This is a genomic window from Anoxybacteroides voinovskiense (assembly GCF_014196205.1).
In the GTDB taxonomy this organism is placed as follows: domain Bacteria; phylum Bacillota; class Bacilli; order Bacillales; family Anoxybacillaceae; genus Anoxybacteroides; species Anoxybacteroides voinovskiense.
In genome coordinates, this window is the sequence record NZ_JACIDE010000013.1 from 12,151 (window position 1) to 33,568 (window position 21,418).

Sequence of the window (21,418 nt, forward strand, 5' to 3'; positions counted from 1 at the left end):
TATTACATAACAACAAGTGTTTCAACCTTCTTTTTCATCTGTAAGCGATTACACGCGAAAAAAGTTTGTTAAAAAACCTTACAAACGATTTTGGATAAAAAACAAAAACATTCATATACTACAAAAGAAACAAAACGAGAGGGTGAGAACATGAAAAAAGAGGAAAAACAACTAGACCATAAAAAAACATCCTCGCAACCTCAACCGCGAGGATATGGGGACAAAAAACTAGGAGGACCGAACCGCCCAGCAGAATAAAAACGTAACGCAACGGTTGCTCCGACAATACCTAAAGCAAACAAGGTGCCGACCCAAAAGAGCGGTAATGTTCCTGTCTGGGGCAACATGGCAAAAGAGATCACCACTAAAACCCAGTAAAACCAAGGGTTTCAGAGGTGGTCTCTTTCACATACTTCAGTGAAATTTCATCAAAAAGGGGCTTTTGAGTCAGCCCCTTTATCTTTTCATTGATGCAAGCGTTTGTTTTAGTTGTTCTTCCATGTGCACAAGTTCCCGCTCGACTTGTTGGCGTTTGAGGCGGCCTTCTTGTTGGATTTTCAACGTTTCTTCTAACGTTGTGACAAGGTTTTCTTGCGTTTTTTTCAATGTTTCAATATCAATTAGCCCACGCTCATTTTCTTTTGCTACTTCAATGCTATTTATTTTTAACATTTCCGAGTTGCGTAACAATAAATCATTCGTCGTTTCAGTAACTTGCTTTTGTGCCTCGACCGCTTTTTGTTGGCGGAATAGTGTTAGCGCAATAACGACTTGGTTTTTCCAAAGCGGAATCGCGGTTAAAATCGACGATTGAATACGTTCGACAAGCGTTTGATTCATATGCTGAATCATACGAATTTGCGGCGCTGTTTGAATCGTCACTTGTCGGCTTAATTTTAAATCGTGAATGCGTTTTTCTAACCGATCAGCGAACTGCAATAAATCGTTCACTTCTTGTATTTCCATTTGATTCCCTGAACGTTCCGCCTGCGCCCGTTTTTCCGGGATGGTCTTTGTCCGCAGTTCTTCTAGTTTGATTTCTGCTGCGGCAATATAAATGTTTAGCGCATCAAAATACTCCTTATTTTTTTCATACAACGTTTCTAACATCATAATGTCGCGAAATAATAACTGCCGATGTTTTTCTAGCTGGTCAGCAATTTTATCAATTTCGACGCCGATTTTTTGATATTTTGCCATCATCCCTTGCAGCGATTTCGATACGGAGCCGAACAGCCGCGAAAAAAAGCCTTTTTTCGTCGGCAATAAATCGTCTGGATTGACTTCTTTAATTTTGCTCATCAATGTACTAATTACTTCGCCGACCGGTCCAGCGTCTTTCGTTTGCACGTGATGTAAAATCGCATGCGAAAATTTTGATAGTTCCGCTTGGGCTGCGACCCCATATTGAACGATTGCTTGTTGGTTGCGCGGGTCGATTTGTTGCGAAAGCTGGAATGCTTTTTCTCGGTGTTCTTGTTTTAATGTGTCAATTAACTTAGCCGGTCGTTGTTCTTCTGCCGTTTCTTTTTCGGCAGGTAACGAAAAAGGGTTTTCTAGCAAGGAATCAAGCGAGCTTGTCCACTGTTCGTTATCGAACCGATTCATATTCCTGCTCCTTTCTCTGTTCTAACGGTTGCTCGAGCGATTGCTCGAGTAATTTCGTTTCTACTTGCAATGCAAACAGATCGTCTGAAAGAATTTCTAACAAGCGCTGTTCTGCGGTAATAACGAGTTCATCTAACAGCCGTTCTGCTTTTCGCAGCGCTTCTTGCATGTCGGCATTACGAACGGGTTGGTGGATGAGATACACATATTTTTCAATCATCGTGACGGCACAGTCTAATTCATGCAGGAAAAAAGGCTGCGCCAACCGAAATTTCCGCGGGTGTTGCTCGACGGCACGAATCATTTTTTCAACCGTTGCGCTTAGATGTGAGATTTTCTGCCACATCACAAGCGAACGAACTTTCAAGCGTGCGCGTCGCATTCGCTTCCATTGTTTCCGCGCTTGCGCAAGCTCTGTTTGGATATAACGCTTTTCTTCTTTTAACAAGTCTGGCGCAACGATGCGCTGCTCTCTCCGTTTCATATAAATGGACGTCACAACCATTGCTAGCGCCCCAGAGAGAAACGAAAGAAAAAAGTGATAGCGAAACGAGAAAAAGGCAACTACAGCCGTTATTAGCCCAATATTCCATGAAACGAACCATCGCCATACAGTCATCAACAATCGTTTCACCGTAATCCCTTCCTCATCAAAAGTTTACTTTCATTATAGCATGCCCTAGTTGTTTATACGAACGAGCCGTTTGTTTTGTTTCATCGTCTTGAGCGAGGAAACCCCCACTTCAAACGTTCATTAAGTGGGGGTAGTTGACGCGAATAGGACAACAGATAGAAAGAATATGTTGATAAAAAAGGAGCTGAAAAAGATGAGAACGATTGATTGGCAAATGGTGGCGTTTGTTGGGATGACGTTATTACAAGACTATTGGTGCTATTTCCGCCTCCCGCGCGTCTATTACTGGCACGTTACGGAAAATAACCGAAATAAAGCAGCTTGAAAGAAGGTGAGTCCATGTATTACGCTCCTCCATCCACGGGAACGATCGCTGTTACCGGCCAAGGGACTCTGCGCGTAAATCCGGATACAGTCATTATTACAATTGGCATTCGCACCGAGCATACGAGCGCTTTAGAGGCACTTACAGAAAACGCCACACGCGCAAATGCGATGCTAAAAGCACTGAGAGAAATTGGCGTTGCCCATGAAGACATCGAAACATCTTCGTTTTCCATCTACCCAAAATATACATACACAAACCAAACTCCTATTCTCGCAGGGTACGAAGTCGAGCATATGTTTGACATGACGGTGAAAGATGTAAAAAAAGTTGGCATGATGTACGAAACGGCCGTTGCTAACGGCGCAAACATTGCTCGTCAACTGCAGTTTAAGCTAGCGAACGAACAGCCGTATTATCAACAAGCGCTCGCCCTCGCCGTTAAAAACGCGCAAGAAAAAGCACGTGTGCTTGCCCGCACCTTACAGCTGCCACTACATGACGTTCCAATTGAAATAAAAGAAAACCACCCTTCCCCTCTTTTACCGCGAGCAATGGTACTTGCAGACGGAGCAGCACCGCCAATCCAAGCGCAAGAAGTTGTCATTAGCGCAATCGTTCACGTCATTTTTTCCTATTGAAAAGAGGGTGTCCCAAAAGCAACGGGGCACCCTTTGTTCTAACCGTATATGCGCACGAAACATATTTGTGAAACTATATATTGTATCTTCCTTGAAGAAAGGCGACCTTTTGAGTCAGCTCCTTTTTAAAATTTCACTTCCCGCAGCCGCTTCCCACCGAATAAAATGACCGTTTTCGTTCGCTTCTTTTCGTTTTCGATTAACACTACCTCATACATCCCGGGCAAGTACGGACCATATTTTTTCACAAACGGTTCTTTCGTCGCTTCTCCCTCCACTTTTTCACCGTTCACAAAAACAGTCGCATCAGCTTCTGTGCGAATGACAAACGAATAAAGGGCGGGTTCAAATACGTATTGGTCAAACAAGAAAAATTGTGTTTCGTATACCGCCATCGTAAAAATCGGTGGAACGGATGTTAACCCCTTTATGTATACGTGCTTCGTTTCTTTTTGCTTTTCTAAATCGCGATGAAGCACTTCGTAGCCTTTTGGGTGTTTGTCTAAATATAATAGTAGTGGCGCTAAAGTTTTTTCGTTAATTGCTCTTGTGCTGCGAATCGATATTTTTAACGCATTCCAATCTTTTTCATGGAGCGCTTGTTCGAAGTTTCGGATGGCCACTTCTTTCCCCATCTCGTTTTTCAATATTCCGTAGCCTTTTATGATCGTAACACTAACGATAAAAAGAAGAAGCAGAACAAACACCGTCCAGCCGACCCGCTTTATGTTCCGCTGTTTCACTTTCTTTCGTTCATCCACACGCGTCGTCGGCAACTGTTTTTCGTCTGCCATCTCATTCTCTTCCCCCTCTTCCGTCTTCCTTTTCTTATACGTATGACAGAAGAAGGGAAAATATGTTAATTTGTTAACAAATGTGCTATTCGTTTAGAAACAGTATGCTTCCATCCGCTTTTTCTAGTCCCTTTCCAAAACAACAAATAGTAAAGCCGTTTTGTTACGGACTCAAGATATTAAGTAACACTTCCGCAAATAAGCGGATTTTCAAATTACGATCCCATTGTTGTATCTTCATCTCTCATTTCCACTCCCTTTCCACATTTATCATACCATTATTTCTCAAAATAAGCCGTTTTTAGAAATTATTATCCGAAGATTTTATATTATAAAAATATTCTGTATTTTAAAAATAAAACTTCTTTTCATTTTTATTTAATTTTTTTAATAAAAAATTAATTTATTCCAAAATAGATATTTATCTTTATAAAACGTTATTTATATGTCTAATTTTTATATATAAAGATAATAAAATATCATTATTTTTTCCATAAAATAAAAAAAATTCTTCCTTATTTCCTTTTTGTAACATTGACGTTTATTAATAATTTTCAGATAATAGCATCGCAGCAATTATTATTTTAGCAATAATAATTTAAGGAGGTTCATACATGGAACTATTAAGTCAAATTGTCGGTTCTATTAACAACGTGCTGTGGTCCTACGTATTGATCGCATTACTATTAGGGCTCGGCGTCTACTTCACGATTGGAACAAAATTTGTTCAAATCCGCCATTTAGGTGAAATGTTCCGCGTCTTAAAAGAAAAAGCGCCTGGATCATCGAACGGGGAAAAAGAAATTTCTTCTCTCCAAGCGTTTTTCATCGGTGCGGCAACACGAATTGGTACTGGTAACGTCGCTGGGGTAGCAATGGCAATCGCCATCGGAGGTCCTGGTGCCGTATTTTGGATGTGGCTTGTTGCCGTATTAGGTGGCGCAAGTGCGTTTGTTGAAAGTACATTAGCGCAAATTTTCAAAGTAAAAGACAAAGTTGGATATAAAGGCGGCCCTGGCTATTACATGGAAAAACAATTAGGTGCCCGCTGGATGAGCACCATTTTCGCGATTACAATCATTTTAAGCTTTGGTCTTATTTTTAACGCCGTACAAAGTAACACTATCGCAGCAGCATTTAAAAATTCGTTCCATTTCAACTTACATGTAACCGCTATCCTACTTGTTGTTTTAACTGCTGTTATCATTTTCGGTGGGGTTACACGTATCGCCAACTTCTCGTCATTTATCGTGCCAATCATGGCTGGTTTCTATATTTTGCTTGCGTTATACGTCATGGTAACAAACATTACAGAAATTCCAGCAATGTTAGCGTTAATTTTTAAAAGCGCTTTCGGGCTTGAGCAAGCAGTCGGCGGTGGAATCGGCGCTGCCATCATGATGGGAGTCAAGCGCGGATTGTTCTCGAACGAAGCTGGTATGGGTAGTGCGCCAAACGCAGCGGCAACAGCTACTGTTTCTCACCCTGTAAAACAAGGATTCATCCAAGCGTTAGGCGTCTTTTTCGATACGTTAGTCGTATGTAGTGCAACAGCGTTTATCATTCTTTTATCAGATGCATCGAAATCAAAATTATTAGGAATTGAATTAACGCAAGCAGCGTTAAGCGAACATTTTGGTTCTTGGGCTGGCATTTTCCTTTCATTCGCCATCTTTATGTTCGCGTTCAGCTCGATTATCGGTAGCTACTATTACGGAGAAGCAAACATCGGCTTCATCAGCAAAAGCAAAACCGCGCTGTTCATCTATCGTTTACTTGCACTTGGTTTAGTATACTTTGGTGCAGTCGCAAGCATTCAAATCGTTTGGGACTTAGCAGACCTTGCGATGGCGCTAATGACATTAACAAACCTTGTAGCGATCGGTTTACTTGGTCGCATTGCCTTTAAAGCATTAAATAACTACATGGAACAACGTAAAATGGGTAAAGACCCTGTCTTCTACGCAGATGATATTGAGGGCTTAAAAGGCGTAGAAGCATGGCCAACTCGTGCACAAGCGAAAAAAGTTGCTTCCGGTGAATAATATATCATAAAAAGGTTGATCCTTTAAAAGGGTCAACCTTTTTTTCATGAAACTGACACATATTTGTGACGGTTTTTTGAACGTTTGTGAAGAAATATACATTCTTTCTTCTATTAATAGTATAGTGTGAATAGAATCTTTTTCGAGAATCGAGGGAGTGTTAAAATGATTGTTCATGAGCTAATGAGCATGGAGTCTGTTTTTGCGGAAGAACTAAAAGAAGGGTATCACGTGTTAGTCGGGAAGTATAAAACGGTTGATGTGATTACGGATACGGATTGTGTACAAGAAATTGACTGCGGAACGGAAGAAATTGTGGAAGTCGTATTTGACCCTGGGAACGAATACTCGCTTATTCGTCTTGGCGCCTATACGTTTGAAGAAATGCCATCGCTCGATGAGTTGCAACGGACGATTTTTGCCAACCATTGTGACATTTTTGCAGAAGCGGTCTCAGCGTGAGACCGCTTCTTTTTTTGCTGGTGGCAAATGAACTGCTTTTCCCGTTAATGCTTCCACCGCTTCAAGCAAGCTCTCGTTCACGCTTGGATGCGGATATAGCGGGAACGAAAAATCTTCCTCGCGCCCTACCATTTCAAGACCGATTGCTCCACTTGAGATTAGTTCCACTGCGCCCGCTCCGATGATATGAACACCGAGCACTATTTCCGTTTTGGCATCACTAATGACTTTCACAAGCCCCTCTTTTTGCCCAACAATGCTTGCATAGCCGTTCCCTGTAAGCGGGAACTGGCCGATGCGAACATTTTCATATTGTTGTTTCGCTTCTTCTTCGGTTAATCCAACCGAGGCAATCGGCGGGTTCGAGTACACAACCGTCGGCAACCATGTCCAGTCAACTTCCGCTGCTTTCCCTGCCATTGTTTCTGCTGCCACTTTCCCTTGCTTAATTGCCTTCACCGCTGACATCGGTCCGCCTGTTACATCCCCTACAGCGAAAATGTGCGGGATAGACGTCTGTGCTTGGCGGTTCACCGCCAGAAATCCAGCGTCCGTTTGACTTACGTTCAGCCGCTCGATTCCTAATCCCTTGATGTTTGCTTTCCATGAACAAGAGAGAAATAAATGAGAGCCTTCGATCGTGAACCGTTCAGCTTTTGTCGTAAATGTCGCACATACCGCGTGCGCTTCTGGCTGTACCTGCTCTAAACGGCACTGTTTATATAGTTTTATTTTCATTTTTTTCAAAAGGCGCTCCCACTCGCGATTAATCGACGAGTCAAATGGAAAACTTTCACGATCCAATATTATCGTTACGTTCGCCCCGAGCGCTCGAAAACTTGTCGCTACTTCAAGCGCTATATAATCACTTCCATATACAAGCAGCTGCTCTGGCACTTCTTGTACTTCATAGATGGAGTACGCATGGAATACACGGTCACCGCTTACTTCTGGAAGTTCTAGCGACGCGCCCGTTGCAATCACCGCATAGCGAAAGCGGTATACATCAAACGCATCCCCACGTTCCACTCCCATTCGGTCTTCCGCTAAAAAAGAGGCATTCCCTTTCACAAGTTCGATTTTATTTGCCTTGCAAAGCGCTTCTATTCCTTGCCGCAACTGACTAATCACTTTCATTTTATATTGCGTTAGTTTTTCTAAATGAAACGAAACTCCTGTCCATTCGACCCCAATGTCGTTCAGATGGGCAAGCTGGTTTAAGCTTTGCGCCGCATGGGCAAACACTTTGGACGGAATGCATCCTTTATTTAAACAAACTCCCCCGACTTCCTCTTTTTCGACAAGCACGACCGACAACCCGAGCTGCGCAGCACGAATAGCCGCATGATATCCTCCCGGTCCCGCTCCGATGACGACAACATCGCGCTCATGGGCAAGTTCACCGACAACCACGTTATATCAACTCCATCCACATGAGATTCGGATTTTCAATGAATTTAGCAAAATAGTTCGTGAACGCCACCGCCGTTGCTCCGTCCGCGACACGATGGTCAAACGACATCGAGATGTTCATCATCGACCGAATCGCGATTTCGTCATTTTCCGTGACGACTGGGCGTTTTTTCGTTTTATGAAACGCGACTAGCGCTACTTCTGGATAATTAATGATCGGCGTCGCCCCAATGCTTCCCCCGAGCGGGCCAACGTTGCTAATGGTGAACGTTCCGCCCGTCATGTCAGAAAGCGTCAGCGTATGTTCTAGCGCCTTTTTCGTTAGCGCTTTCATTTCTTCGTGAATTTGTCGAATGGATTTCGTTTCGATATGCTTAATGACAGGAACGACTAATCCTTCTTCCGTATCGACAGCAATGCCAAAATGGTGTTCTGTTTGCAGGCGAATGCATTCGTTTTCTTCATCAAGCTTCGCGTTAAAAATCGGAAATTGCTTTAGCGCGAGCGAAAGCGCTTTAATGAAAAATGCTGTTGCGGAAATCGTGACACCATGTTTTTTTAGCTGTTCGCGTACCGCTAGCAACTCCGTCACATCGATTTCTTCAAAATGGGTGCAGTGCGCAATCGTCCTAAGCGATTGCACCATTTTTTTCGCAATTTGCTTGCGGCGGCCGCGGAACGGGACGATTTCCTCATGATTTTCGCTCGTTTTTGCCATCGTCTGCTGAGGCTGCGTGGATTTTTCGACCGCCGATTGCGATTGTTGCGCTTTAAGGTAGCGATAGACGTCTTCATCCGTAATGCGTCCTGCCGGTCCTGTTCCGTTCACGAGCGCTAAATCCACCCCGTGCTCGCGCGCGATTTTTCTTGTGTATGGGGAGGCAAGAATTCGTTGGCGTCGAGCCGCTTCGGTCGTCTCTTGAGTAAAATGGCGTTCTACTTCCCTCGCGATTGTTGCTGCTAGTTGTTCTTTCACTCGTTGTTCGGCCGTTTCCGTGCGCAACGATAATAACGTTGTTCCGACCGCGACTGTCTGCCCTTCCGGAATGAAAATATCGTCTACCGTTCCTTCTGCTGGTGCAGGAATTTCCGCCACCATTTTATCGGTCTGTACTTCGACAAGCGGCTGGTCAACTTTCACCTGTTCTCCTTTTTTCACAAGATAATGAACGATAACCGCTTCCGTCATCCCTTCTCCGATGTCATGAAGTTTCACTTCTACCATTTCTTCCACCCCCTTAAAACGCCACCGCTTTTTCTATCGCATATAAGACGCGTTCCGGTGTCGGCAAATAATGATCTTCTAACGAAAAAAACGGAACCGGAACATCAAACCCTGTCACACGCTCGACAGGCGCTTTCTGGTATAAAAAGCATTCGTCATTAATGAGCGCAATCAAATCATTGGCAACCCCACCGGTCGCATGCGCTTCTTGCACAATCACGGTGCGCCCTGTTTTTTGTACCGACTCGACAATCAACTCTCGGTCAAGTGGATATAGCGTGCGCAAATCAATGACATCGGCATTAATCCCTTTTTTCGCTGCTTCTTCCGCCGCTTTCATCGCCACTGGCACCATTGCACCCCAAGCAATGACCGTCACATCTTCCCCTTCCCGAACTCTTTTTCCTTTGCCGATTTCTATCGTATATTTTCCCTCCGGCACTTCTTCGCGAAAGGCGCGGTAACATCTCATCGGCTCTAAAAATAGCACCGGATCCGGATCCTCAATCGCCGCAATTAATAGCCCTTTCGCATCATACGGGGTCGACGGACACACCACTTTCATGCCTGGCATATGGGTAAACAATGCTTCTGTGCTGTCGGAATGGATTTCTGGAGCGCGCACTCCTGCGCCATAAGGAGCGCGAATGACCATCGGGACAGTAAAGTGCCCGAGCGTTCGCGAACGAATTCTTGCCGCATGTGTCATAATTTGTTCATACGCTGGATAAATAAATCCTAAAAACTGAATCTCCACAACCGGCCGAAATCCGTTTACCGCCATTCCGATCGCGGCACCTGTAAAGCCCGCTTCACTTAACGGAGTGTCGATGACGCGATCTTCGCCAAATTCCGCCTGCAACCCGTCAGTCGCACGAAATACCCCACCGTTTTTGCCAACGTCTTCTCCTAGCACTAATACATCTTCCCGCTCCCTTAGCATCGTTCGCAGCGCATCTGTAACCGCTTGCACGAGCGTTAACGTATTCGTTTTAACCGTCGTTGTCATGCCCGCTCCCTCCATGATGTATACATTTGTTTTTGTTGCTCAATCGTCCATGTCGGTGTAGCAAATACAAAATCAAACATATCCGCCGGATTCGCTTCTGGAAACTGCTCCATTTCTGCAACTGCCTGTTCGATTTCCGCCTGGACTTTTTCTTGCATCTCCTTTATTTGCTGTTCGTCCCACCAACCGATTTGTTTTAAAAATCGTTCGACGCGCACAATCGGGTCGCGTTCACGTCTTCGTTTGCTTTCTTCCTGGTCGCGATATTTGGTCGGGTCATCCGCGGTCGTGTGTGCCCCGTACCGCCACGTCACCGCCTCAATTAACGTTGGTCCTTCACCGTTCCGCGCGCGATCAAGCGCCTTTTTTGTTTCGAAATAGACCGCGAAAATGTCGTTGCCGTCGACACGAATCCCTGGAATATCGTACGCCAGCGCTTTTTGGGCGATCGTTTTCGTTTTCATTTGCCTTGTTATCGGCACGGAAATGGCGTATTGGTTGTTTTGGTTAAAGAACACTGCCGGCACATGAAAAACGCTCGCGATGTTTAGCCCTTCATGAAAATCACCTTCCGATGTCGCTCCGTCGCCAAAATAAACAATGACGGCGTTTTTCGTTCCTTTTCGTTTTTCCGCGTATGCCGCGCCCGCCGCATGCGGAAGTTGGGTGGCAATCGGTACGCTCGGAGGAAAAATTTTCTTCCCATCTGGCGGGACGCACCCTTCATTTCTACCTTTCCAATACAATAAAATGCGCACGAGCGAATGACCGAACGTCATCGTCGCCCCGTGGTCACGATATGTTGGAAACAGCCAATCATCGTTCTCTAATGCAAGCGCGCTGCCGACTTGGCTCGCTTCTTGTCCTTCATACGGCGCATACGTCCCAATCCGTCCTTGGCGCTGGAGGCTGACGCATTTTCGGTCAAATGTTCTTGTACGGATGAGATGGTAATACATCGTCATCACGAGCTCTTTCGTCAATTTTTCGCGGTACTCCGGTAATACAACGTTGCCTTCCTCATCAATGATTTGTATGATTGGAAATTGTTCCATTCCATCCCCTTCTTTCGTCGTTAGTTACCACCGAACATCCCATTTCGGTCGTTTTTTATGGGTGAAAAAATGATTGCGTCGGCTGCGCATTTCAAGCCGCTGTTCACAAAAACGGTTCGCCGCCTCCACCGTCGTGATTTGCTCGTTTTCTGCCTGACGGTAAATTTCTAAAAGCGTCGTATAAATCGCTTTTGTTTTATTTAATACTCGCTCTTTATTCGGACCATATAGCTCATCCGCTACTTGAATGAGGCCGCCTGCATTCACGATATAATCCGGCGCATATAAAATGCCTTTGTCGCGGAGCCGCTTCCCGTAGCTTCCATCCAACAGCTGATTGTTCGCTGACCCGACAATCGCTTTTACTTTCAACTGTTCGATTGTATCGTTATTGACGACATTCCCGAACGCACACGGCACAAACACGTCCGCTTCGACCCGATAAATGTCTGCCCCTTCCACGACTTTGACGCTACCACCTACTTTTTTCGCATGCGCAACGATTGCCTCGACCGCTGATACGTTAATATCACACACATACAGGTTCGCCCCTTGATTGAGCAGTTGCTCTGCTACTTTATATCCGACTTTGCCAAGCCCTTGAAGCGCATACGTTTTGCCCGAGAGCTCGTCGCTTCCCCATAGTACGTGGCTTGTTGCTTGGAGGCCGTAAATGACGCCTAATGCCGTCGGAACCGATGAATCCCCACTTCCACCATACGCTTCTGGCACACCGACAATGCAGTTCGTTTCCTTCATCGCATGAACGAAATCGTCCGGCGTCGTTCCCATATCGGTTCCTGTATAAAAACGCCCGTTTAGCGACTCGACAAACTGCCCGAATGCACGAAATAGCTCTGGCGTTTTATGCTTCGGGTCGCCGATAATAACCGCTTTGCCGCCGCCGAAATCGACGTCTGCCGCAATGCATTTATATGTCATCCCTTTCGAAAGGCGAAGCACATCAACAAGCGCCGCCTCTACCGTCGGGTATGGCTGCATGCGACACCCCCCTAACGCAGGGCCAAGCGTCGTATTATGAATGGCGATAATCGCTTGCAGCCCTGTTTTTTCATCGTTGCAAAAAATAACTTGCTCATGCTCTTTCATTTGCGTAAAAAGATCGGTTTTCCATTCATTCAGCACTGCGCTCATCACTCATTCCCCCTGCCTAACATCTCGCGAATTTTTTGTTTTGGCAAAATGACTTGCTTCACTTCTCCAATGCCGATGACGCCTGTTTCATTTCTCGCTTCCACGTCCGTAATCACTACGTTGTCGCGCAGTTCTTTTACGGTGGCGGTCACCGTAACGAGTGAACCTTCAGAGGTTGGCGCTACATGTTTCACCGTCACTGCCGCCCCCATTCCTTCTTCGTGCTCCTCTAAATATGGCAAAATAATTTTCCGCGACGCCCATTCCATATGATAGACCATCGATACTGTTGAGTACGCTGGATGGACAACAGTTCCTTCGAATTGTGCAAACATTTCTGGAGTGACGACCGCTTGCACGACCGCCGTATCTCCTATTTTCATCCCTTGTTTCATTTATATCACCTCTTTTTCATAACGTTTTATAAACGTTATATAAAAATGATATTTTATTAAATGTGGCAATAGAGCGGATTTCCTTTTAAAATCAAACATTTTAGTGGTGTAAAGCGTTCAATTTGTAAACGTTTACATTATTAGTATCATAAAAATATTTATTAACGTGTAAATAACGTTATGATAAATAAATATTATCAACTGAATAATTTAAAAGTCAATAATTTTCTTAAAAATATGAAAAAGCACCCCGATCGACGGGATGCTTTATTCTCCAAATAAGTCATGAAGCTTTTTCCACTGTTCCTTCGCTTCGTTCATCATATCGTCCAACAATTGTTGGACGGTCGGGATATGCTCGATAAGCCCAGCAATTTGCCCCGCATTGACGAATCCTTCCGAAAAATCGCCCGCCAATGCGCCGCGACGATGATAGTCTTCGGACGTATGGCGGTTAAATTCTTCTAACGTAATTCCTTCTTTTTCATATTGCAATAACTTCTCGGCATACGGGGTGCGCATAATTCTCCGCACTCTTCCAACGGAGCGCCCGACGATGACCGTTTCGTTTTCATCAGCAGCTACAATCCGCTGTTTATACGCCTCATGAAATGGCGCTTCTTGCGTGGCAATAAGCCGAGTTCCTAACTGGACCCCTTGCGCCCCAAGCGCCAAAGCCGCTAACAACCCTTTTCCATCGCCAATTCCCCCTGCGGCAACGACCGGCACACGAACAGCTTGGACAATTTGCGGAATTAATGTCATCGTCGTGAGCTCTAAATTGGAATTAATCCCTGCTGCCTCGTACCCTTCCGCAACAAGCACATCCGCCCCCGCTGCTTCCGCCTTTTTTGCTTGCTTGACCGATGCGACAACGACGATAATTTTCACCCCTCGCTCTTTCAAACGCGGGATAAATGGCGCAGGATTTCCTGCAGATAGCGACACGACCGGGAGGTGATATTTTTCCACAAGCGCGACCATTTCTTCCGCATACGGTGTCACTTGAATCGGAATATTGACCGCAAACGGGCGGCTTGTACGTTGTTTCGTTTCGGCAATAATCGCCTCCACTTCATCAGGCGCCATCGTGCCAACCCCGATTGTACCAAGTCCACCTGCTTCCGAAACAGCGCTTGTCAACGGGGCATTGCTAATATTCCCCATCCCCCCTTGAATAATCGGATAACGAATGTTTAATAGGCGACAAATATCATTCATGAAATTCCCACCCCGTTAAAAATATGTTATACTTATCATAACCTTATCACATTTTAAGGGGGATGGAAATGATTTATTCATACAACGGAAAGACGCCAACGCTAGATAAAACGGTATTCGTTGCTCCTGGCGCCCATATTATTGGCGATGTCACGATCGGAAAAGAATCGACGATTTGGTTTAATGCGGTATTGCGCGGCGATGAAGCGCCGATTATCGTCGGAGAGCGATGCAGCATTCAAGATAACTCGACATGCCATTTGTACGAAGGATTTCCGCTTGTCATTGAAGACGAAGTAACGGTCGGACATAACGTCATTTTGCACGGATGTACGATTCGCAAACGCTCCATTATCGGCATGGGCTCGACGATTTTAGACGGTGCAGAAATCGGGGAAGAATGCATTATCGGCGCCAATACGCTTATTCCATCGGGCAAAAAAATTCCGCCTCGTTCGTTAGTTATGGGGGCTCCTGGGAAAGTCGTTCGCGAAATTACCGAACAAGACCTTGCCCTTATTCAACTGTCGATCGATACATATGTCCAAAAAGGAAAAGAATATCGGGAGTTGTTGGGGGAGAAATAAAAAAGCACTGTTTGAACGCAGTGCTTTTCTTTATTCTGCAATTAACGGGTGGTCGTACACGTCGTATTGCTCTTCTTTTTTCTCTAGCTCATTACCGTCGGTAAACACTTCTTCAAAAAAGCGGTTTGCCGGTTTCGCCAATTCTTTATAATATTCACTAAACAATGATGCGGCGTGGCTCCCCATCCATTCCCGCGGCAACAACTCTTCCGGAAGTCCTGGGTCGATAAATAAAAACTTCCGATATTCGTGCACGAGCTTCGTCCGTTCAACAAAACATTCCGCATCAGACATTTCTCCGCGCTGAATTTTATGTTTATCAATGACATATTTTTGGCTGTACTCGGAAATAAACGCTTCATATTTCTGATTGATTGCCGCTAAATCCCAACATTTTTCAACAAGCCGCTCATTCGTATGCGGTCCGTCATATTGCGCAATAAAAAAATCAACGTACGGCTCGATTTGGTATTTATCCATTAAATCGTACACCTGCTTTTCCAAATTGTTCGGTGAAATCCAACAGCTGTTGGAAATCGTGCCAAACCCGCTCCATACAAGTTCTTTTCTGAGCTCGTCACGCAATGCCCGTTTTTCCTCTGGGATTGTATAGACGAAAATGCGCCACTTTCCGTCCCATTTTTCTGGCCGGATTTTATAAATTCGCTTTGCTGCTTCTTCGATTCGTTTCACTCCGCGCTCGGTTAACGAATAATAGCTTTTATTCCCTTTTTTCTCGGCTTGCACCCACCCTTGCTTGCTCATGCGGGAAATCGCCGCACGCACGGCCTGGTCGTTATGCCCGAATTCTTTGAGCAAACGAATTAAACTGCCGATCCAAATTTGATTGCCGTAGTGACGAATGTAGTCGCCGTAAATCGTAAAAATCATCGATCGCGTATTCATCGCAGACACCCTTTGTTTTCAAAATACAACGTTTTCCTGACGCGCTTTCATGGTTCAGTATTTTAGCAAATTTTTATAACGCTGACAACACGAAAAAGAAAAAAAGCGCAAAATCCATGAGCAGCATTTCGCTCATGGATCGCCTTGATTAATCGATGTTTTCTACAATGGTCGCAATCCCTTGTCCAACGCCGATGCACATCGTCGCTAGACCATATCGGACATGTCGGCGTTTCATTTCGTAAATTAACGTCGTTAAAATTCGCGCGCCGCTTGCTCCGAGCGGATGTCCAAATGCAATTGCTCCTCCGTTCACGTTCACTTTTTCTTTCTCAAGCGCAAGCTGTTTCATACATTCTAACGCTTGCGAAGCGAACGCCTCATTTAATTCGACCAATCCGATCTCCTCGATTGTTAGCCCCGCGCGCTTTAACGCCTTTTGTGTCGCATAAATCGGACCGAGCCCCATTACGGCTGGTTCTAGACCGGCAACGGCGGAGGTCGTATATTTCACAAGCGGCGTCACGCCAAGCTCTTTCGCTTTTTCGGCGCTCATTAGAAGCAATGCTGCCGCCCCGTCATTGACGCCAGAAGCATTTCCCGCCGTGACGGTTCCACCTTCAAATAATGGACGTAGTTTCGCTAATTTCTCAATCGTTGTATCTGGACGAGGATGTTCATCTTTCTCGACCACAACTTCCGTTCCTTTCCGGTCACGATAGACGACAGGAACTAGTTCATCCGCAAACAAATTTGCCTCGATCGCTCGCTTCGCTTTCATTTGGCTTTCATATGCAAATTCGTCTTGTGCTTCGCGTGAAATTCCGTACCTCTTAGCAACGTTTTCGGCTGTTTGCGGCATGCTGTCGGTTCCATACATTTCATGGAGCTTTGGATGAATAAACCGCCAGCCGATCGTCGTATCAAACATTTCCAAATTGCCGCGCGGAAAGTCTTGATCAGGCTTCGCCATGACAAAAGGCGCCCGCGTCATACTTTCCGTTCCTCCTGCGATGACAATGTCCGCCTCTCCTATCATAATCGCCCGTGCTGCGTAGTTAACCGCATCCAAGCCAGAGCCACATAGACGGTTCACTGTTGTTCCAGCCACTTCAACCGGCAAACCAGCTAATAACGCCGACATGCGGGCAACGTTTCGATTATCTTCCCCCGCTTGATTGGCATTACCAAGAACCACTTCTTCGATTTGTTCGACTGGAAGTGACGGGTTACGTTCGATGAGCGCACGAATAACAGTCGCTCCTAAATCGTCTGGGCGAACGTCTTTGAGCGCTCCTTTATACTTTCCGATCGGCGTCCGCACCGCATCGACAATGACGACTTCTTTCATTCTACCTCTCCCCCTTCTGCACGTTTGGTATAGATCTTACTCACTAACCAATCGTAAATCCGTTATTTTTAGCAAAAAATTCGCTCATTTCACTTATTCTTTTCCTGTATAGTCATAAACTCCTTTGCCTGTTTTTCTTCCGAGACGGCCTGCTTTGACATATTGTTCTAGTAGCGGAGCTGGCCGGTATTTTTCCCCTAGTTTTTCATGCAAATATTTTAAGTTGTTCAAACGTGTATCTAATCCGACTAAATCGGCTAATTCAAATGGTCCCATCGGATAATTGAGTCCAAGTTTAATTGCTTTATCAATTTGTTCTGGCGTACCTACCCCCTCTTGGAGCATGTAAAACGCTTCGTTGCCGACTAGCGCGCTAATCCGGCTCGTCACAAACCCTGGAAATTCATTGACGACAACTGTTTCTTTCCCCATTTGTTCCGCCACTTGTTGAATCACTTCTGCCGTTTCGTCGCTCGTTTCTAATCCGCGAATAATCTCCACAAGCTTCATTTTATGAACAGGATTAAAAAAATGCATCGCAATGACTTTTTCTGGCCGCTTTGTAAAAGAAGCAATCTCTGTCGGGCTCATCGTCGACGTATTCGTCGCAAAATAGCACGTTTGTGGCGCATGTTCGTCGATTGTTTCAAACACATGCTTTTTAATCTCTAATTTTTCCGGAACAGCTTCAATGACTAAATCCGCCGTTTTCACTGCTTCCACTAAACCTGTCGAATACGTAAGTCGTGCTTGTGCGTCTAGTTTTGCCGAGGCGGTCATTTTGTTTAACGACACCGCTTTTTCAAAAATAGCGTCAATTTCTTTTTTTGCGCTTTGTAATTGTTCGTCCTTAATATCTACGAGTGTTGTCGTAAATCCTCCTGCCGCACTTACATATGCAATCCCTCGTCCCATCACGCCTGAACCAACAACAACTAACTGGCGAATCATCGAATCTCTCCTTTGCCATCGTAGTACAAAAATGAACGTGTGATCAAAAATGCATGTAAAAGACAAAAGTGAAAACGAGCACCCATCCGCAGATGGAAGTGCTCGGAAAATGTTACAGACCGAAAGGATTGAGCGGACGGCTTCCGTAATACGATAAAATGCTCTTCGTTTCCGTATATAAATCGAGCGTTTCTACACAAAGTTCCCGACCAAATCCAGATTGTTTATATCCGCCAAACGGTGTGCCTGGGAATGCCGAGAACGGACTGTTAATCATCACTATTCCTGCTTGAATTTGTTTAGCGACGCGAAGCGCACGGGCATGATCTTTCGTCCAAATCGCGGAACCTAATCCGTATTCGCTGTCGTTTGCTAATTTGACGACTTCTTTTTCATCGCTGAATGCCATAACGACAACGACTGGACCAAAAATTTCTTCTTTGACGACTTTCATTTGATGGTGAACGTTCGTAATAATCGTCGGTTCGTACCAATAGCCGTTTTCAAATCCTTCGACTTTCGCCTCTTTTCCACCTGTGACAATCGTTGCTCCTTCTTCGACTGCCGAACGAACGTAGCCGTCAATGACTTCTAGTTGCTCACGGCTAATAATTGCCCCAACATGCGTTCCTTGGTCAAACGGGTTGCCGAGGATTAGTTTTTTTGTTTTTTCCACAAACTTTTCCATAAACGCATCGTAAATGCTTTCATGGACGTACAAACGCGAACGTGCTTCGCATGACTGACCCGTGTTATAGAAAATACCGAATAACGAACCATCGACCGCCGCGTCGATATCGGCATCTTCAAACACAATGTTCGGTGATTTTCCGCCAAGTTCTAATGTAACACGCTTTAACGTTTTCGATGCTTTTTCCATAATGTCTTTTCCGACTGGTGTTGAACCGGTGAACGCCACTTTATCAACAAGCGGATGCTCGACTAAATAGTTGCCGACTTCCGAGCCAGAGCCCGTGACGACGTTCACGACCCCTTCCGGAACACCTGCCTCGTGGCAAATTTCCGCAAGCACAATGCATGTGAGCGGCGTTAAGGAAGCTGGTTTAACGACGACGGAGCAGCCAGCAGCGATGGCTGGAGCGATTTTCCATGCTGCCATCATTAACGGATAGTTCCACGGGATAATTTGCGCGCATACACCGACCGGTTCTTTTTCGGTAAAGTTATGAAATGCGCCTGGCATATTATTGACCGTGCCGCGATGGCTTACGATCGCACTTGCATAAAACTCAAAATCTTCGATTGCTTGCATCACTTGTCCTTGTGCAGCCGACAACGCTTTTCCTGTATCTAAAATCTCCAACTCTACTAATTCGTTAAAACGCGAACGCATAATCGAGGCAATTTTGTTGAGAATACGCGCCCGTTTATTCACTGGAAAATGACGCCACTTTCCATAATCAAACGCTTGCCGTGCCGCTAAAATGGCGCGCTCTGCATCTTCTTTCGTCCCTTTTGCTACTTTTGCGACCGGTTCGCCTGTTGCTGGGTTATACGTCGTAAACGTTTCTCCGGAAGAGCTTTCGACACGTTCCCCGTTAATAATTAAGTGATACATGTCACGCTTCGTTTCAAGTTTTTCCATTTTTTGTTCTCTAACCGTTGCCACTAGTCACACACTCCTTTTTTGTGAAAATGTTTCATTTTTTCGTATCGTCGCTTGGTAGAGAGCACCGTTCGGACGTTTTATTATTTTCCTTGAAATATCGCTCGCCGTTTTTCAAAAAAGGCGCGAACACCTTCGCGATGATCTTGGGTGAGCCCTGCAATTCGTTGGGCAAACGCTTCTTTTTCTAAATATTCAGTAAAAGATAGTTCCCAACTTTGCCGTAAACACCGTTTGATTAGCCCGACTGCTTTCGTCGGTAGATTCGCTAGCCTTTCGGCGAATCGAGCGACCTCCTCTTCCCATGCCTCTTCCGAAATAACAGCAGTCACAAGCCCGAGCTCGTACGCTTTTTGTGCGGTCACTTTTTCTCCTAAAACCGCTAACTCAAGTGCTTTCGCATGACCGATAAGACGCGGCAAATAATAAAGATTACCTGCATCCGGGATTAAGCCGACGTGAATAAACGCTTCTACAAAGCTTGCCTTTTCCGACGCAAGGCGAAAATCGCACGCTAACGCAAGGCTCATCCCTGCCCCTGCGGCGACCCCATTTACTGCCGCAACGACTGGCTTTTCGAAAGAGTGAAGCGCTTTCATCATTGGTGCATAGCGCGTCCGAAGTACTTCGCCATGATCCATGTCTTCTGTAACACCACTGAGATCTTCTCCTGAGCAAAACGCTCTTCCTGTGCCTGTGATGACTAAGCAGCGAACAGTTTCGTCGTTTGCTGCTTGTTTGAGTGCTACTGTAATCTCTTTGTTCATTTGTTCTGTAAACGCATTCAATTTATCCGGGCGGTTCAATGTCAACCACGCCACTTGATTCCGAATGTCATAACGAATCGTTTCGTACAACGAACGGCCCTCCTTATTTTCCTTGAAATTTCGGTTTCCGTTTTTCGATAAATGCTTGCATGCCTTCTTTTTGGTCTGCGGAGGCAAACAGAAGGTAAAAATTCTTTCGTTCAAACTGCATCCCTTCATATAGCGAATAATCAACCGCTTTATGGACCGCTTCTTTAATAAAACGGACGGATAAAGGAGGCTGTTTCGCTAACTTTTCCGCGAACGTCATCGTTTCCTCCATGAGCAACTCTGGCGCAATGAGCCGGTTGACGATTCCTAGGTCGTAAGCGGTTTTCGCCGACATCCGCTCTCCGGTCCAAAGCCATTCGAGCGCTTTCGTTTTGCCGATTAGCTTCGTTAGCCGCTGTGTCCCTCCCGCTCCCGGCATGACGCCAATATTTACTTCCGGAAAGCCAAATTCTGCCGTTTCGGAAGCAAACAGCAAATCGCAACAAAGCGCTAGTTCAAAGCCCCCACCTAATGCAAATCCGTGAACCGCAGCAATCATCGGTTTTTTAATAAGCGCCAATCGATCCCATTCGGCAAACTGATTGAGCAAATCAAGCGTAATCGGGTCATCGTTAGCCATTTCGTCGATATCTGCTCCCGCCGCAAACGCTCTTCCCTTTCCGGTTAACACGATCACGCGCACGTCATCGTTGCGATCGTATGCTTCGATAGCGTGAACAATTTCGGTGACCATCGGGCGGTTTAGTGCATTCAATACGTGCGGACGGTTTAACTCAATAATTGCGACCATTCCTTCCGTCCGCGTTTGAATATGCAAAAACTCATTCATTGCCAACTTCCTCACCAATCATCAAGGTGACAAGCTCCCCGGCAAATGACATTAAGTCTTTTCCTGATGCTTTTGCTTCGCTCGTTTTCATCGCTTCTTTTAGTGCTTCATGGCTGTCGTAATACATTTCGCATAACAAATAATACTCGCTTTCGCCTCCCATCGGCGTGCCGACAATTTTCGTTACTTCCATTTTGCGAAGCCCTGGAATTTTTGCCGTAATTGGGGCATGCGTCCCGAAATAATGCGCATCAAATGCTTCTTTATCTTTCGGTTGTTTGTAAAGAGCAATCATTTTTACCATTTTTCTCTTCTCCTTTTCTATGAACGTAGTGAATATTCTTAAATGGCGAGCAACACGCGCTCT

General features: G+C 45.3%; 22 protein-coding genes. 5 read left to right on the top strand and 17 right to left on the bottom strand.

What is annotated here, in order from left to right:
- Window positions 1–456: 456 nt before the first annotated feature.
- Window positions 457–1,608, bottom strand: coding sequence for a toxic anion resistance protein (locus GGR02_RS09950; RefSeq protein ID WP_183184578.1), 1,152 nt, complete (start codon window positions 1,606–1,608; stop codon window positions 457–459).
- On the bottom strand, window positions 1,592–2,242 hold the full coding sequence (locus GGR02_RS09955) for a 5-bromo-4-chloroindolyl phosphate hydrolysis family protein (RefSeq protein ID WP_183184579.1): 651 nt from the start codon (window positions 2,240–2,242) through the stop codon (window positions 1,592–1,594). Before GGR02_RS09955 ends, GGR02_RS09950 begins: the two co-directional genes overlap by 17 nt.
- Window positions 2,243–2,435: 193 nt before the next feature.
- On the opposite strand from GGR02_RS09955, the gene GGR02_RS17555 reads away from it, so the two are divergent.
- Together GGR02_RS17555 and GGR02_RS09960 are read left to right on the top strand one after the other, a co-directional pair.
- Window positions 2,436–2,567 carry a hypothetical protein gene (locus tag GGR02_RS17555; RefSeq protein WP_260175061.1) on the top strand — a complete coding sequence of 44 codons (132 nt, stop codon included), beginning with the start codon at window positions 2,436–2,438 and terminating at the stop codon, window positions 2,565–2,567.
- A 14-nt stretch (window positions 2,568–2,581) separates the two neighbouring features.
- Window positions 2,582–3,208, top strand: coding sequence for an SIMPL domain-containing protein (locus GGR02_RS09960; RefSeq protein ID WP_183184580.1), 627 nt, complete (start codon window positions 2,582–2,584; stop codon window positions 3,206–3,208).
- A gap of 125 nt (window positions 3,209–3,333) precedes the next feature.
- Here GGR02_RS09960 and GGR02_RS09965 read toward each other — a convergent pair whose 3' ends face one another.
- Window positions 3,334–4,002: a TcaA second domain-containing protein gene (locus GGR02_RS09965; protein ID WP_229706177.1), complete on the bottom strand. Its 669-nt coding sequence runs from the start codon at window positions 4,000–4,002 to the stop codon at window positions 3,334–3,336.
- Window positions 4,003–4,616: 614 nt separating this feature from the next.
- Here GGR02_RS09965 and GGR02_RS09970 point away from each other — a divergent pair.
- Window positions 4,617–6,047 (top strand): alanine/glycine:cation symporter family protein, encoded by a 1,431-nt coding sequence (locus GGR02_RS09970; protein ID WP_183184581.1) that lies wholly within the window; start codon window positions 4,617–4,619, stop codon window positions 6,045–6,047.
- Window positions 6,048–6,212: 165 nt separating this feature from the next.
- Entirely contained in the window at window positions 6,213–6,509 is a 297-nt protein-coding gene (locus GGR02_RS09975; RefSeq protein WP_183184582.1) for a hypothetical protein, read from the top strand.
- Here the strand turns inward: GGR02_RS09975 and lpdA are convergent.
- The 7 genes from lpdA to GGR02_RS10010 all read right to left on the bottom strand — a co-directional run bounded on the left by lpdA (window position 6,501) and on the right by GGR02_RS10010 (window position 13,982).
- Window positions 6,501–7,922: a dihydrolipoyl dehydrogenase gene (gene lpdA, locus GGR02_RS09980; protein ID WP_183184583.1), complete on the bottom strand. Its 1,422-nt coding sequence runs from the start codon at window positions 7,920–7,922 to the stop codon at window positions 6,501–6,503. The two genes, GGR02_RS09975 and lpdA, sit on opposite strands and share 9 nt — an antisense overlap.
- Before the next feature lies 1 nt (window position 7,923).
- The gene (locus tag GGR02_RS09985) at window positions 7,924–9,147 is read right to left on the bottom strand and encodes a dihydrolipoamide acetyltransferase family protein (RefSeq protein WP_183184584.1); all 1,224 of its coding nucleotides are present in this window, start codon (window positions 9,145–9,147) and stop codon (window positions 7,924–7,926) included.
- Between the two features lie 13 nt (window positions 9,148–9,160).
- Window positions 9,161–10,156: an alpha-ketoacid dehydrogenase subunit beta gene (locus tag GGR02_RS09990; protein WP_183184585.1), complete on the bottom strand. Its 996-nt coding sequence runs from the start codon at window positions 10,154–10,156 to the stop codon at window positions 9,161–9,163.
- Complete coding sequence (gene pdhA / locus GGR02_RS09995) at window positions 10,153–11,211, bottom strand: pyruvate dehydrogenase (acetyl-transferring) E1 component subunit alpha (RefSeq protein WP_183184586.1); 1,059 nt, start codon at window positions 11,209–11,211, stop codon at window positions 10,153–10,155. Before pdhA ends, GGR02_RS09990 begins: the two co-directional genes overlap by 4 nt.
- A gap of 24 nt (window positions 11,212–11,235) precedes the next feature.
- A complete protein-coding gene (locus GGR02_RS10000; protein ID WP_183184587.1) occupies window positions 11,236–12,366 on the bottom strand; it encodes a Leu/Phe/Val dehydrogenase in 1,131 nt (376 codons plus the stop codon).
- Window positions 12,366–12,761, bottom strand: a complete 396-nt coding sequence (locus tag GGR02_RS10005; RefSeq protein WP_183184588.1) for a thioesterase family protein — start codon at window positions 12,759–12,761, stop codon at window positions 12,366–12,368. The genes GGR02_RS10000 and GGR02_RS10005 overlap by 1 nt, the downstream gene beginning before the upstream one ends.
- 267 nt (window positions 12,762–13,028) lie before the next feature.
- On the bottom strand, window positions 13,029–13,982 hold the full coding sequence (locus GGR02_RS10010) for an NAD(P)H-dependent flavin oxidoreductase (protein ID WP_183184589.1): 954 nt from the start codon (window positions 13,980–13,982) through the stop codon (window positions 13,029–13,031).
- A 68-nt stretch (window positions 13,983–14,050) separates the two neighbouring features.
- Here GGR02_RS10010 and GGR02_RS10015 point away from each other — a divergent pair, with 68 nt between their 5' ends.
- Window positions 14,051–14,569: a gamma carbonic anhydrase family protein gene (locus GGR02_RS10015; RefSeq protein ID WP_183184590.1), complete on the top strand. Its 519-nt coding sequence runs from the start codon at window positions 14,051–14,053 to the stop codon at window positions 14,567–14,569.
- 30 nt (window positions 14,570–14,599) lie between these two features.
- On the opposite strand, the gene paaX is transcribed toward GGR02_RS10015, so the two are convergent.
- The 7 genes from paaX to GGR02_RS10050 all read right to left on the bottom strand — a co-directional run bounded on the left by paaX (window position 14,600) and on the right by GGR02_RS10050 (window position 21,355).
- Complete coding sequence (gene paaX / locus GGR02_RS10020) at window positions 14,600–15,475, bottom strand: phenylacetic acid degradation operon negative regulatory protein PaaX (protein ID WP_183184591.1); 876 nt, start codon at window positions 15,473–15,475, stop codon at window positions 14,600–14,602.
- A gap of 148 nt (window positions 15,476–15,623) precedes the next feature.
- Window positions 15,624–16,826: a thiolase family protein gene (locus GGR02_RS10025; RefSeq protein WP_183184592.1), complete on the bottom strand. Its 1,203-nt coding sequence runs from the start codon at window positions 16,824–16,826 to the stop codon at window positions 15,624–15,626.
- Window positions 16,827–16,919: 93 nt separating this feature from the next.
- Complete coding sequence (locus tag GGR02_RS10030; protein ID WP_183184593.1) at window positions 16,920–17,777, bottom strand: 3-hydroxyacyl-CoA dehydrogenase; 858 nt, start codon at window positions 17,775–17,777, stop codon at window positions 16,920–16,922.
- A gap of 112 nt (window positions 17,778–17,889) precedes the next feature.
- The gene (locus GGR02_RS10035) at window positions 17,890–19,407 is read right to left on the bottom strand and encodes an aldehyde dehydrogenase family protein (RefSeq protein WP_183184594.1); all 1,518 of its coding nucleotides are present in this window, start codon (window positions 19,405–19,407) and stop codon (window positions 17,890–17,892) included.
- Between the two features lie 80 nt (window positions 19,408–19,487).
- Window positions 19,488–20,261, bottom strand: coding sequence for an enoyl-CoA hydratase-related protein (locus tag GGR02_RS10040; RefSeq protein ID WP_183184595.1), 774 nt, complete (start codon window positions 20,259–20,261; stop codon window positions 19,488–19,490).
- 13 nt (window positions 20,262–20,274) lie between these two features.
- A complete protein-coding gene (locus tag GGR02_RS10045; RefSeq protein ID WP_183184596.1) occupies window positions 20,275–21,051 on the bottom strand; it encodes an enoyl-CoA hydratase/isomerase family protein in 777 nt (258 codons plus the stop codon).
- Window positions 21,044–21,355 (bottom strand): EthD family reductase, encoded by a 312-nt coding sequence (locus tag GGR02_RS10050; protein ID WP_183184597.1) that lies wholly within the window; start codon window positions 21,353–21,355, stop codon window positions 21,044–21,046. Before GGR02_RS10050 ends, GGR02_RS10045 begins: the two co-directional genes overlap by 8 nt.
- Window positions 21,356–21,418 lie beyond the last annotated feature (63 nt).